Raw genomic sequence first — 12547 nt, 5'->3', positions numbered from 1 at the left:
CTGTTCATCTTCCACATCAGGTCGTGGACCTTTGCCGTACTTGTGTTCGCGATCGCGGGGTTTACCGGTGCGAGCTATTTCAATTACTCGGTCGAGAATCTCATACGCTTGGCGCGTTCGAAGTTAGTCGGAGCGTTCCGTCCTGCTGTGTCCTACACGCGACTGAGGCCGATGGCGGATCATGGGTCCGATGCTCTCGTTGCAGGCTCACATAAATCACAAAGAGAGCAATCTTGAATATATTCAAGATTGCTAAATTCGTTCTGGTGGGGCCCATAAGGAGCGTCTATTTAGCATAGAAGCGCGTTATCTGTACAACATGCGCCAAACCGTGCTACTAGAAGGGCAGAATCGATTCCACAAGAGAATCGGAGGCAGCGGTAAGTATCATGAGCGGTACACTAGAACAATTTTTGAACGACCTCTCGCGTGGTCTCGATAAGACAATGGTTTCGGTCAACAAGGACCTTACCATCCGAAATCGCATAAAGCGATCTTGGTCGATGCGGCAGTGCGCGCGGTTTCTCAATGTTAGCATTCAGTATCTGACAAAGTTTGCCAGAGAGAATGATAATTTTCCTGCTGGCGAGTATGTTGGCCGAGAGCGGGTCTTCACTCTTGTCGATTTGATGCACATACGCGTCCTCTTGGCGGCATCGGCAAAACGGCCCTACGATTATCTCGCTTGGAGAAAGTCCGGCGATTCACTTCCGGTAATTTCTTTCGCAAGTCAGAAAGGCGGAACAGCCAAGTCTCTGACTGCGGCCCATTTTGCTCAATATTTGAGTCTGCATTTTGGAATGCGTGTTGGTGTTATGGACGCCGATCCTCAAAGTACAATCACGCTTTACTTTGTTGGTGGCGAAGGCATGCCTCAACTCCCCACTGAGGACACAGCAACACTGGTCGACTTTGCTGGATTGTATATGAGTGAAGACGGGAAACCATACACCGAGCACGATGCTGAAACCTTAGATAGCTTCTTCCTGAAGACTTCATGGCCTGGTCTGCGGATATTGCCTGCACATGGTGAAACCTCTGAGGGTGAGCTGCAAATCACCCGTCTAATCCGTGACAATCCCCCCGAGAAAGCCTTCTACAGATATCTTCGCGACAGTATCGAGCGCTGGCGCGATCATCATGAGCCTAAGACAGCTCCTAACGAGTTAGTGGAAAATGGCATAGTTGATCCAAAGAAGTTTAACGATGCGCTTGGCGAGACGCTTGATTGCATTATTATCGACTACCAACCAGCTCTCACACTATTCCAACTCAACAACGTTGTTGCATCTACCAACTTGGTCATTCCGCAGACAATGAAAGGTTTCGACATCGCGACGTTGTCTACTTTCGTCACCGGGCTTCGTGGAATGATTAATCATATCCTTGACCATGATCGTATCGAGATTGGCACCGGGGCCAACATGCTCTTGCCGACGATCGTACAAAGAACAAATGATCAAGATCTCAAGCAAGTGGCCAATCTGTTGGAGCACTGCCCAACCGAAGTTTTGCCAGTGTTCTATTTGCGGTCCGATGCGATTGCTAATGCCTCAGATGTCTACCAATCGGTGTATGAGTACGAGCCCGACACTCGCGGTAAAAAGAAGGGCATCGAGCGGTTCATAACAAATGCTGATGCCGTGAACGATGCTATCGTTTCGCGGATCTGGCCAGGCCGAGAGCGCGGCTACTCAGAGACGTGGATCAACGAATTCTATGAGGAAGACGGGGAGGAGACGGTATGAAGCTGAAGCGGTCCTTGTTGAGCGATACAAAAAAGTCCGCCGACAGCGGCTCGTCCGAAGAGACAAACACAGTTTCTTCTTCGCTAGCAGTTGAAAGTCCTGAGCCAGCTTCAAGCGCCGCTCCTAAGCCTCGTACAGGTGGCGCTGGCAGTGCTTGGAAGGCTGGTGCTGTTGAGCAGAACAAGGCTGCGTTGATCAGGGCGCGTCAGAAAGTCGTCGACGACATTCTTAATGGCCGTCATGAGCTGTCCTTAAATCCGGCTCTCGTTACTGATCGCTTGGGATCAGATCGACGCGCTGACTGGCAGTCGCAAGAGCCGTTCCAATCTCTAAGGAACAGTATTGAGGGCAATGGGCAAGATACGCCAATACAAGTTTGGCCGAGTGACCCGAATTGGAAGCCGGATCCCCTGGACCCAGAGAACGTAGATGGGGTTCAGTTTGATTTGATTACGGGTCGTCGGCGGCATGCAATTGCAGAGTCGCTTGGAAGACCCTTGCGTGCGGTGCTGGCATCACCAGAAAAGCGTGGGTCCGAAGACGAAACGTTCGAACTCCTTTTTATGCGCTTTCGCGAGAACGAGGAGCGAGAGAACCTGGGCCCGTTCGAACGTCTCCTGTCAATTGGAGAGATGTTTGAGAACCTAAAATCAAGTAGCCGCTCCAGCAGAGTAACTGCCGTTTCGTTTGCTGAGCGGATAGGCGTGCACGAGAGCATTGTTTCGCGCGGAAGGGCGGTTTTCAGAGATCGCGAGCAAATCTTGAATAAATTCAAGAATGCGTATGATCTAAGCTTCCCTGACCTCCAAAAGGCGGTTTCGAGTCTAACAGAAACCAAAGACCCTAAAGCTAAGGCTCCCCCTAAGCCCAAGAAATTGACTGTGACGCGATCGATTGGATCGAGGAAGCTGTCGATGTCGTCGCAAGGCGGAAAACTGTCCGTCAGCGCAGCCGGATTAAATTTGGATAAGCAAAGTCTTGAGGGCTTAGGCGATGTGATCGCAGCTTATTTACAGGAACATGGGTCGAAGAAATGAAACGCTCACCTGCAACGACAGGGAAGGGCGCACGACCCTCATTTGAGGCAAAGAGCACAAAGGAACATCACGTGATCTAACGGCAAAAGAAAAGCCCCCAAACCTCGCGGCATGAGAGCTGTTCTGTAACGTTTTGCAGCATCACAGATAGCTTTCCCGCGCATCGATGTCAACGATAACACTGATTCGGTGAACGGATTTCTTTTGCCTTCATTCAACTGATGGAGGTGGAACAACACTCATGAAACATAACGGATGGCGCAAGCCAACGCCGGGCCTTGTGGTTGCTGAAAAGCACGCACAAGCCGGTGAACAGTTCGATATACCCAAATCACAGGCAACAAGTGCCGCAAAGCGCGTAGCAGCCGCGATCGGACTTCAGGCGCAGGACCTGCTCTTGCTCGATACATTTGCTGCGTTCACCCAGCCTCAGGACTGGGAGCAAGGCAGGCGGCCGATCGTCTGGGCCTCGAACAATTTTCTGATGGAGCAGACAGGCTTCTCTCTGTCGACGTTGAGGCGCCATGTCCGCCGGCTGGCAGAACTCGGCCTCATTTGGATTAAGGACAGCCCCAACGGCAAGCGTTACGGCCACAGGGATGAAGATGGGGTGATTGTGGAGGCCTATGGCTTCGACCTGGCGCCGCTCGCAGCGCGTGCAGAAGAGTTTGAGACGCTCTATGTCCAGCTAAAGGAAGAACGCGAGTTCTGCGCCTCTCTGAGGAACGTCGTCACCATTACACGGCGTGTTATCCGCGCAAAGATCGACAAGGCGCTGGAGAGCGGCCTCAGGGGCCCGTGGAAGGAATTGGAGGCAGAGTTCACCGTATTGCTCCAGGGGCTGCCAAAGCGCACGACAACGGCGCATAAGCTCCTCGATATCGTAGACTGGTTCAAAGCCTTCAAGGATCGCGTAGAGGAAGCTTTTGAGGCCGCTTTCGACTGGCCTGAAGAATCTGACGTCAAATCACCCAATCCGGAGGCGTCTTCCGCAAGCAATGTTGTTCCAATTAATACTAATATGACACCCACAGGTGCCTCTGATGGCACCCACATACTAACTACAAAACAACCTGATCCTGTAATTAGTAATCGCTTTGAAACAAAGCACGCGGCGGGCGTAGAGCCAGAAAAGCCAAAACCTGAGCGGTTTGAGAGACCGGGAGAGGTTGATCACGATATTGAATGGAGCACCCATACCGGCAAACGCACATCAGATGTCGATATCTCGATGTTGATGGCCACCTGTCCGCATTTTGCAGAGATGGCACGCGCTGTTGGCGGTGGATATATCCGCGATTGGAACGAACTGCACCGGGCTGCTGGTCAGATCAGGGGCATGGCGGGGATTTCCGAGGATGCCTGGAACCTGTCTCAAAGGGCCCTTGGGCCAGCTGTTGCGGCCGCCGCGATCGCGCTGATCTTCGACAAACACACAACCGGGGAGGTCAAATCGCCTGGCGGATACCTCCGTGGCATGGTCGAGAAGGCCAGGGCAGGGGATCTGCATCTGGACCGCAGCTTTTATGGCCGTTTGAGTGTGCAGAGTGCGGTGCAATGATGTCTTAAGCCTACCAAACCTTTGACAAATGGCCGTGCGAAAGATGCTGGTTTGCCGAAACTTTCTATGGCAGATGAAATGTCGTGTCCTTTCGCGCTGCGTTTGTTGATTAAGATGGTCCGTTGGCATATATTGCCAATAAGGAGATAACCCATGGTTACACGCAATGTGGTGCTAACAGAGTCCCAAGATGAGCTGGTGCAAGGCCTGATTTCATCAGGCCGATATCAAAATGCGAGCGAGGCCCTGCGGGCAGGTTTACGGCTCCTTGAGCGCGAGGAAGCCGGTTTGATTGAACTCCGAAATGGATTTCGTCAGGGGCTTGCACAGGTGGAAGCAGGAGACCTCGCCGAAGGGACCGGGGCCGACGCCATTCGGCGCGCTTTTAGCAAGGCCCGTTCAGGAGCTTGACCCGTTCGTTCAGACTGACACGCAAGGCCGAAGACAGCCTTGTCGATATTGCACGTTGGACGATTGAGCGGTTTGGGGTGCGTCAGGCCGATCTTTATGAGACCGAACTGGTCGCGAGATGTGAAGCACTTGCGCGGGGCGATGCGGTATCCCGCAGTTGTGCCATCCTTGTCGATGACGAAGCGGAATTGCGCTACGCGAGGGCAGGGGAGCATTTTGTTGTGTTCCTGGAACGCCCCGCTGAGATCTTGGTCGTGGATTTCTTGCATTCGCGTAGTGATTTGCCACGCCACATCGCAGCGTTGGGGGCACTCAAGAATGACGGATCGGACGAGGGTTAACATTTACTCAGCGGCGCGTGGCGTTGGTCAAGCTTATGTCCGAACGACAGGTCGGTTGGAAGCAAAAGCTCGCGCTGACCTGGTGGATGCAAGCGCAGCAACTGCCTTTCACTGCACGACGAATGTGCGCCCGAAACTACCCGGAAGTACCGGTATACTTTGAATAGAGACTTGCGGGTTCAGTTGGAGACGTGGGTTGGTATCCGCGCAAAAGCGGATCAATCTCATCCTGCACAAGGTTTGGGCAGTCAGTGTCCCATGCGCGAGAATTTGCATCGGCGCGTGCGAAGTTTCGCTGCAATGCAGCATGGAGCTTGTTGCGACGTAGAAACCTCTGCTAAAATTAGGTCATACGGCCAAGGTGGACCTTTCTCCTCCCAGAGATCCCACGATGGTCAGCAGCGCGCTTTCACCTCCTCCCGAAAGCACGTTGCAAACTGGACACTGTTTTGTTTGCTGCACCTCCTCCCGCGGCGAACATCTCAAAAGAGCGGTGATCTCGCATTCCTAGGTCACCGCTTTTTTTCCACCTGAGGCTGGTCATCTGCACAGGGCTTCAGTCGATCGCATGGTTTGACACGGGATATCGTGTTACAAACCTGCCGCCTTGGTCAGGTTTACGCGGAACCGATCCCTACGCCGCTGATATCGCCGTGTCATATCAGCTGAGGCATGACCCAGCTGCTTCTGGACATAGCGCTCATCAACTTCGGCGCCCGAGGCGAGGCCTGCACGCAAGGAATGCCCGGCAAAGCGCCTCACCCGCTCTTCGTCAGAGATATCGGTTGGTCCGACGCCTGACTCCAGCACCAGCCGTTTGATCAAACGGACCACATGTTTGTCTGAGAGACGCTCGGTGCCGACCCCGGAATTGTCCCGATAGACCCGCCGGAACACCGGGCCGAAGTCGATCTTTGCGTAATTTATCCACTGCTCCAGTGTATGGACCGGGCAGGACTGATCGGAGGATCCGCGGCCAATCTCGACCTCGCGCCAGCCGGTCTTGCCTTTGATATGCAGGACTGCACCACCTTCGAGGAGCTCAAGATAGCCGCGGCCATCATCGGTCTCTTCTTTGCCGACATCGAGGCCGGTGATCTCGGTGCGGCGCAACCCGCCTGCATAGCCGAGCAGCAGGATCGCGCGGTCACGCATATCGCGCAGCCCAAAGCTGAGCAGCGCCACCATCTCGAGCACATCCTCGGCCAGCACCGCTTCCTTCTGTGTCGGTGGTTTGCCGTGTGTATTCTTGATCCCGGCCCAGACCGAGGCGATGTGACAATCTTTCATGTCGAGCGCGAGACCACGCTGCCGGTAGTTTGCGGCGAGGCCGGACAAGCGTCGCTCGATGGTGCTGACAGACAGCGGCGGAGAGCCGTCCTGCGGTTTGGCGCAGTCGGAGATGTAGAGTCCGACCACAGCAGGGGAGGGGACCAGCGTATCGACACCCTTGCGCCGGCACCAACTTGCAAAATGTTTCCAATCCGCCTTGTAGGCCTTGTTGGTGTTGTCCGACGTCGACGCCTTTGCGTAATCGCGGGCTGTGTCGATCAGTCGATCCAACGTGCCTGAGCCAGCGACATGGGCGGGCAGGGCGATGTTCTGTGACCTGTCGTCTTCCTTACCGGCCGCTTCTGACGGAAGATCATCCAGATCAATATCGGGCAGAGGGTCTCTCTCGTTGCGTTCGGCGTTGCCGGACAGGGTTAGGGCAGCTGAGGTTGATTTCTCGGTGTTTCTGGCTGTTTTGGCCATGTTTCGCAACCTATCCCAAACATGTCCGATAAGGCAAACTTATTGGACATAGTGGAGAGGTATAAGGTGGGGCGGTCTGTACATCATATTGTGGACGAAAGCGCCGTGAGAGGCTAGTCTCGTGGCATGACCTACGCCCGCCATGAGCTGCCCGACGACGCCGCGACCCTACCGCAACTGCCGTTCTGGGTCACCTCTGGGCATACGGAAACCCTTGAAGATGTGGCGTTTCGGTCCGGAGCGGTCCTCACGGTGCTGGATCAGCTGGTAAGCGATCTCAGGTATGACGTGCCGATGAGACTGCTCGCGAATCGGCTGGCGCTGAGCGCGGCGACCGCCACCTCGAAGCTGGAAGGACGGCAGGCGCGGGAGGCGGATATCCGCGACGCCTATCATCTGACACCGCCGGGCGAGGCGCGTGGACCCGACGGCGATCTCCTTGCGTTCTGGCGCGCCGCCGTGCGTCTGCGTGCAGGCGGTACGGGTGAGATTGCCGACCTTGTCGGTGCCGACTTAGCAGGCGAGGTTGGCGTCTGGTTTGACGCGGGATTGGAGCGCGCACGGACACATGGTCCGCTGGCGGGCTGCAGCGTTGTCTTGCGCGACGTGCTCGCGGTAGACGACCGCGCGGAACGCACTGCCTGCCTGCTCTCGGATATTGTCCTGGCGCGCGCTCTGAACTGGAAGACCGTGCTCCCAGTCTCGGCAAAGCGGTTGACCAAGGCGATGCTGCGCGACCTGATTTCAGAAGGGCAGGGGGCTGAGTTGGCAATCCAAATACGGATACTGGACAGCATAGAGGAGACCATCCGGTTGGCACGGGACCTCGCCCGCCGCGGCGATGCGCTTCGCGTTGTCGCCCCGAAACTGCGAGCGAAAGGATCGGATGCGGCCGTTGATTTGTTTCTAACAGAAGATGCAGTGGCACCAGCCTCAATGCTCTCGCCGTGCATTCGTGGAACTACGATTCCTATGACCTCCCGCGCCGCGCGGCGGTTCTGCGATCGGCTGGTAGAGCTGGGCGTGGCACGGGAACTGACCGGACGGTCAACCTTCCGACTTTACGGGATCGCATCATGAATGTCGCCACCAGGAAACGGAAACCAGCCGAGGAAGGCGCCGTCTTTGACCGCGAACTCGAAGATCTTCCCCAGGAGTTGCGCTGGCGGGAATGGATGGGGCGGATCGAAGCGGTGCTCTTCGCGAGTGCGACGCCGGTTGGCCGTGACGGTCTTGCGCGCGTGGTGGGGCAGGGGGTGTCTGTCGAGATGCTTATTGAGGATATTCAGGCGGACCTGGCGGCACGGCCTTATGAACTGATCCTGGTCGCTGGCGACTGGATGTTTAGGACGAAGACGCAGTTTGCTGATGCCATCAAGGCCGCCGCCGATCTCGGCGACCAGTCGCTCGCCTTCACTGAGATAGAGATGGGCGTGCTTTGTGCCATCGCCTATCACCAGCCGATCGACCGGGCTGGCCTCGCCGATATCTTTGGCAAAGAGGTCAGCCGCGACCTGCTCGCCCGGCTGCGCTACAAGGACCTGATCGGCAGCGGACCGCGCTCGCCGCGGCCCGGCGCGCCGCATACCTTCGTGACGACTGAGACGTTCTTGGCGACGTTTGATCTGCAGAGCCTGCGGGACCTGCCGGAGCTTGAACTGTCGAAGCCGTGATGTCCGAAATATGCAGTAAACTTCGGACACGTAACGTCGCCCGCTTTCAATCGGTCGGGATGTTGCCCCTGGTTGTTGGACACCATGGACAGTTGCAGAATGGCCGTGAGATTGCACATCAGACTTTACGTGTGTTTGCACAGCACAAGAAACGTGTATATAGACGACGTACTTTACGTGTAAACACACAGCAACGACTACGCGTAAATCACCGGTAACTGGTATAAGAAGGTGACCTTCGTATCATGGCGTCCCCGAACGAAAAACTTGCAGCCTCTTTGGAGCTTCTTAAGGAGCGACAAGCGGAACACGGCAACGTCTTGCGGAGCAATGAGCTCAGCCGAACACACAGAGAAAGGCTCAAGAAGAATGGCTTCCTAACAGATGTCATTCTGGGTTGGCTGATTGTGACCCGACCACAGGACAAACCGCATGACTCGACCTTTTGGTACACATCGTTCTGGGATTTCTGCCGCCGGTACTGCCACGAACGCTATGGTGTGGAGTGGTGCTTCTCGTCTGAGCAATCTTTGCTTTTGCATGCCGAGAGTACGCACATTCCGAAGCAAGTGATCGTTTGGACACCCAAGGGGTCTGGCAACAACACGGTGCTGCCGTTCGACACCTCGCTGTACGACCTCAAGAAGGACCTGCCTCCGAAGAGTGACATCGCAACAAAAAACGGGCTGTTTGTTTTGTCCGTCGAAGCGGCACTGATCAACGTCCCCGAAGCATTCTACCGATCCTACGCAATGGAAGCGCAAATTGTCTTGAGCGGTTTGAAGAACACAGGTCCTCTGCTTGTCAAATTACTTGATGGTGGTCACGTTTTGGCGGCAGGGCGGATCGCGGGTGCTTTGCGTCGCGTGGGACGCGATAGTGAGGCTGACACCATTCTCAAGAAGATGAAGGCCGCTGACTATGATGTCCGGGAAAGGGATCCTTTCGCGGATGTTGCCCAAGTGATGCCTCTTGAGGTCGGCAGCTCACCACTCGCGGCTAGGATCAATGCGGCATGGGACACCCATCGCGATGCCGTCGTGGAGATATTTCCTGACGAACCAGGTACGCCCGCCGACAAGGATGCATATCTTGCGATGATCGACGACATCTATGTCAATGATGCCTATCACTCGCTGTCGATCGAAGGCTATTCCGTCACCGAGGAATTGATCGAGCAAGTGAGACAAGGGTCCTTTGATCCTCTTGGAAACGCGGAACACAAGAAGGATGTCGATGCGCTTGCCGCCAGCGGATACTGGCAAGCTTTTCAAGCAGTCCGCGCTTCGATAGAGAAAATACTATTGGGAGAACCGGCGGGGCAGGTGGCTAGACTGGATCATGATGCGTGGTTTGAAGAGCTGTTCCGCCCATCAGTGACAGCTGGCATCTTGAAGGCAGGCGCACTGGCGGGCTACCGCAATCATCCCGTTTATTTACGGGGCTCGAGACACACGCCGCCGCGAGTAGAAGCAATTGCCGACGGTATGGCCACACTATTCGAACGACTCGAGAATGAAGATTCCGCAGCAGTTCGCGCTGTTCTGGGTCACTGGTTGCTTGGGTATATCCACCCTTATCCCGATGGAAACGGGCGCATGGCGCGGTTCCTAATGAACGCGATGTTCGCGTCAGGTGGCTACCCTTGGACAGTCATCGATGTTGAGCATCGGACCAAATATATGACAGCACTAGAATCTGCGAGCGTAGGTGCCGACGTCGTTCCGTTCACTCAGTTGATTGAGGACCGGATGCGGTGGTCCAGTTCGCTTTCATAGCGGAAAGATCGAACATAGTGAAAACGGCGTTCATTGCGAATTGCGGAATTCCGCTACGGCTTCAGCCGGGCTGGAAAAACACTGGAAAGCTTATCTCTCCTGCTCTCAAAGTCATGGCTGCAGATCGTTGAGAACACTACATTCAGGTTGAATTCCCGATCTCAAGTGCGCCGAGAAAAGAAACCACTAGCCGGAAATTCCTCACCGACAGGACGCCCAAGCGCTTGGTCATGCGTCTATGAAATTCAAATTCTAAGCGACGTTTGTTTGTAAGCTTGAGGTTGAGAAGATTATCGGTTTTCCAGCATGACCCAATCCCCGCGAACTTACAAGTACTGCGGGTGCCGCACGACTGTTGGCTTCAGAAAGGCGACGGACTTCATTCAACGGAATTGGGCAACCGGAGGTTATGGCGATGCTGCGCGCAATCGCACAAGCTGCTGCCGCCGCACTGACGAAGGCAGCTGCAACACTAGTCCCTGCAATTTCGACGGCACCACACTGTCCAATGCCTTTTTCAAGTTCTTGATAGGCCTTTTGGTCTGGTACTTCGTCAGGTGCCTCGGCATCTGATAGACCGGCAAAGTGCTTGGTAATCGTATGCTCTTGATTAAAGGCTGTTAGTCGAAGGAGAGGACTCGCCATTGGCCATTCTCACAACCGGCGACGAACTCCTCGTCTTCAAGATCCGCGGCGACCTTTGCTTTAGATGGGTCAGCTACCATTGGGGCACCCGTTGGCGATGTCGCCACGCACGAGATCCAAGACAAGCGCATTTTCACCCTTGGCAATGGATGCAAGGGGTTTGCCGCCTGCTAGGGTCAGGACTCATAGCCAGTAAATGACGAGAGCTGCGAGGGCGATTGCTGATAGGAATACCTTCGGGCACCTATCGTATCGGGTCGCCACACGCCGCCAATCCTTAAGCCTGCCGAACATGATTTCGATCCGGTTGCGACGTTTGTAGCGGCGCTTGTCATAACCCGATCATCATCTGCGCGAAGATACCCTTGTCGCTCCACCGCTTCCAACGATTGTACAGGGTCTTGTGTGGACCATAGGCTGCGGGTGCGTCTCGCCATCGTAAACCATTGCGATTGATGAAGATAATCCCGGTCAGAACACGCCGGTCATCGACGCGTGGCTTACCATGGGACTTTGGAAAGAAGGGCTCAAGACGCGCCATCTGCGCATCTGTCAGCCAGAAAAGATCAGACATGTTCACCGCTCAGTTTTCGAACCGTGAATCACGCCCCTCAACGGAAATCAATGGGTCCTGACCCTAGGCACATTGCACCACGACCATCCTCTTTCCAGGAAGCTGTTGCAGGAGTTCGATAGAGCGAATGCTGCCCTTTCATCCATCATTGACAGCCAGTTCTTCTTACCGTTGATGCCTTTTATCAGTGCGGGACATTGTAGCGCCATTGTCGATCCACTGACAGTCATCACGGCGCGCGAACGCCCTACCGACAATGAAACCATCCTCTTTATCCCATTGGATGTACCAATCCGATATGAATACGCAACACTGATACCACTTCACCGTCCTATGTCGACGCTTGCGTCGCGTATAAAGGATGAATGGATGGCTGAGCTCGTGGTCATGCTGAGTGAACTCTGTGCCCGGCCAAAGCTAAATTGAAGCATGCTGGTAACTTGAAGCCGATTCACATGGCCATTCACTGAATCCTAGTTTCCTACCCTTCAGATCAACAGGTCAAGGGCTTACTTAATCGGGACATTTCGTCCAAGAATTTTCGGTTACGACCCGGCACACCCGCCGACAAACGTCGCGCCAGAACACTCAAACGGTTGAGACCTTGAAACGCCTACTTGGTCAACAAGACCATATGACACTGACATCAAGACACCCAGTGATTGCCTCATTTATACTGGAGGATCCAATCATACGATGGTTCTTCACACTTCGGAAGGCCCGACTGGACATCGGAGGCCTTGTCCTACAGAGCGTGATCAGCTCCACTTGAGTCGTTCGACTTGATTATTAGTGCATAATAAGATCTAGTCTATCCAGACGATGGCTTCCGCAGCTGGAGGGCGGAAACTCAAAGCAGTATGTGGTCGTTCTGCATCATAGTGATTCCTCCTGACCAGTTAAGTGGGAGAGGATCAAAGACGCTTGACGTGCATGACGTCTATCTCAGTGTCTGACGTCAGCGCCTATGGGTCCAAATAGCGGTATTTGCTAAGAGAGGGTTTGTTGCTCATCGTGGCCACCA

General features: G+C 54.7%; 12 protein-coding genes and 1 pseudogene. 10 read left to right on the top strand and 3 right to left on the bottom strand.

All coding sequences use genetic code 11. The annotated features are described in order from the left end of the window. The 6 genes from icmT to Q1A75_RS22350 all read left to right on the top strand — a co-directional run. A partial coding sequence (icmT, locus tag Q1A75_RS22375) for an IcmT/TraK family protein (protein ID WP_299593130.1) occupies positions 1 to 237 on the top strand: 237 nt, incomplete at its 5' end. A gap of 152 nt (positions 238 to 389) precedes the next feature. Beyond that, the gene (locus Q1A75_RS22370; protein ID WP_299555823.1) at positions 390 to 1748 is read left to right on the top strand and encodes an AAA family ATPase; all 1359 of its coding nucleotides are present in this window, start codon (positions 390 to 392) and stop codon (positions 1746 to 1748) included. Then, positions 1745 to 2785 carry a replication protein gene (locus Q1A75_RS22365; RefSeq protein WP_299555821.1) on the top strand — a complete coding sequence of 347 codons (1041 nt, stop codon included), beginning with the start codon at positions 1745 to 1747 and terminating at the stop codon, positions 2783 to 2785. The genes Q1A75_RS22370 and Q1A75_RS22365 overlap by 4 nt, the downstream gene beginning before the upstream one ends. Positions 2786 to 3026: 241 nt before the next feature. Further along, the gene (gene repC, locus Q1A75_RS22360) at positions 3027 to 4346 is read left to right on the top strand and encodes a plasmid replication protein RepC (RefSeq protein WP_299555819.1); all 1320 of its coding nucleotides are present in this window, start codon (positions 3027 to 3029) and stop codon (positions 4344 to 4346) included. A gap of 153 nt (positions 4347 to 4499) precedes the next feature. Beyond that, positions 4500 to 4757: a type II toxin-antitoxin system ParD family antitoxin gene (locus tag Q1A75_RS22355; RefSeq protein WP_299555817.1), complete on the top strand. Its 258-nt coding sequence runs from the start codon at positions 4500 to 4502 to the stop codon at positions 4755 to 4757. After that, the gene (locus tag Q1A75_RS22350) at positions 4754 to 5098 is read left to right on the top strand and encodes a type II toxin-antitoxin system RelE/ParE family toxin (RefSeq protein ID WP_299555814.1); all 345 of its coding nucleotides are present in this window, start codon (positions 4754 to 4756) and stop codon (positions 5096 to 5098) included. The genes Q1A75_RS22355 and Q1A75_RS22350 overlap by 4 nt, the downstream gene beginning before the upstream one ends. A 591-nt stretch (positions 5099 to 5689) precedes the next feature. On the opposite strand, the gene Q1A75_RS22345 is transcribed toward Q1A75_RS22350, so the two are convergent. Further along, the gene (locus Q1A75_RS22345; RefSeq protein WP_299555812.1) at positions 5690 to 6853 is read right to left on the bottom strand and encodes a tyrosine-type recombinase/integrase; all 1164 of its coding nucleotides are present in this window, start codon (positions 6851 to 6853) and stop codon (positions 5690 to 5692) included. Positions 6854 to 6979: 126 nt separating this feature from the next. Between Q1A75_RS22345 and Q1A75_RS22340 the strand changes: the two genes are divergently transcribed. The 3 genes from Q1A75_RS22340 to Q1A75_RS22330 all read left to right on the top strand — a co-directional run bounded on the left by Q1A75_RS22340 (position 6980) and on the right by Q1A75_RS22330 (position 10304). Continuing rightward, entirely contained in the window at positions 6980 to 7933 is a 954-nt protein-coding gene (locus Q1A75_RS22340; RefSeq protein ID WP_299593127.1) for a DUF1403 family protein, read from the top strand. Further along, positions 7930 to 8526: an SMC-Scp complex subunit ScpB gene (locus Q1A75_RS22335; protein ID WP_299593124.1), complete on the top strand. Its 597-nt coding sequence runs from the start codon at positions 7930 to 7932 to the stop codon at positions 8524 to 8526. The genes Q1A75_RS22340 and Q1A75_RS22335 overlap by 4 nt, the downstream gene beginning before the upstream one ends. Positions 8527 to 9134: 608 nt before the next feature. Next, entirely contained in the window at positions 9135 to 10304 is a 1170-nt protein-coding gene (locus Q1A75_RS22330) for a Fic family protein (RefSeq protein ID WP_299641310.1), read from the top strand. A gap of 252 nt (positions 10305 to 10556) precedes the next feature. On the opposite strand, the gene Q1A75_RS22325 is transcribed toward Q1A75_RS22330, so the two are convergent. After that, positions 10557 to 10949 carry a hypothetical protein gene (locus tag Q1A75_RS22325; protein WP_299593118.1) on the bottom strand — a complete coding sequence of 131 codons (393 nt, stop codon included), beginning with the start codon at positions 10947 to 10949 and terminating at the stop codon, positions 10557 to 10559. Positions 10950 to 11132: 183 nt separating this feature from the next. Continuing rightward, a pseudogene (locus Q1A75_RS22320) lies at positions 11133 to 11523 on the bottom strand (transposase). Between the two features lie 105 nt (positions 11524 to 11628). On the opposite strand from Q1A75_RS22320, the gene Q1A75_RS22315 reads away from it, so the two are divergent. Continuing rightward, positions 11629 to 11949, top strand: coding sequence for a hypothetical protein (locus tag Q1A75_RS22315; protein ID WP_299593115.1), 321 nt, complete (start codon positions 11629 to 11631; stop codon positions 11947 to 11949). The last annotated feature ends 598 nt before the right edge of the window (positions 11950 to 12547 follow it).

Origin of the sequence: uncultured Tateyamaria sp., from assembly GCF_947504105.1 — a bacterium.
Classification (GTDB): domain Bacteria; phylum Pseudomonadota; class Alphaproteobacteria; order Rhodobacterales; family Rhodobacteraceae; genus Tateyamaria.
This window is presented reverse-complemented; position numbering and strand designations above follow the sequence as displayed.

Excerpts from the sequence above, each read along its gene's own strand:
- Q1A75_RS22370 (WP_299555823.1), top strand. The coding sequence starts at position 390 with ATGAGCGGTACACTAGAACAATTTTTGAACGACCTCTCGCGTGGTCTC.
- Q1A75_RS22340 (WP_299593127.1), top strand. The coding sequence starts at position 6,980 with ATGACCTACGCCCGCCATGAGCTGCCCGACGACGCCGCGACCCTACCG.
- Q1A75_RS22355 (WP_299555817.1), top strand. The coding sequence starts at position 4,500 with ATGGTTACACGCAATGTGGTGCTAACAGAGTCCCAAGATGAGCTGGTG.
- repC (WP_299555819.1), top strand. The coding sequence starts at position 3,027 with ATGAAACATAACGGATGGCGCAAGCCAACGCCGGGCCTTGTGGTTGCT.
- Q1A75_RS22335 (WP_299593124.1), top strand. The coding sequence starts at position 7,930 with ATGAATGTCGCCACCAGGAAACGGAAACCAGCCGAGGAAGGCGCCGTC.
- Q1A75_RS22325 (WP_299593118.1), bottom strand. The coding sequence starts at position 10,949 with ATGGCGAGTCCTCTCCTTCGACTAACAGCCTTTAATCAAGAGCATACG.
- Q1A75_RS22365 (WP_299555821.1), top strand. The coding sequence starts at position 1,745 with ATGAAGCTGAAGCGGTCCTTGTTGAGCGATACAAAAAAGTCCGCCGAC.
- Q1A75_RS22345 (WP_299555812.1), bottom strand. The coding sequence starts at position 6,853 with ATGGCCAAAACAGCCAGAAACACCGAGAAATCAACCTCAGCTGCCCTA.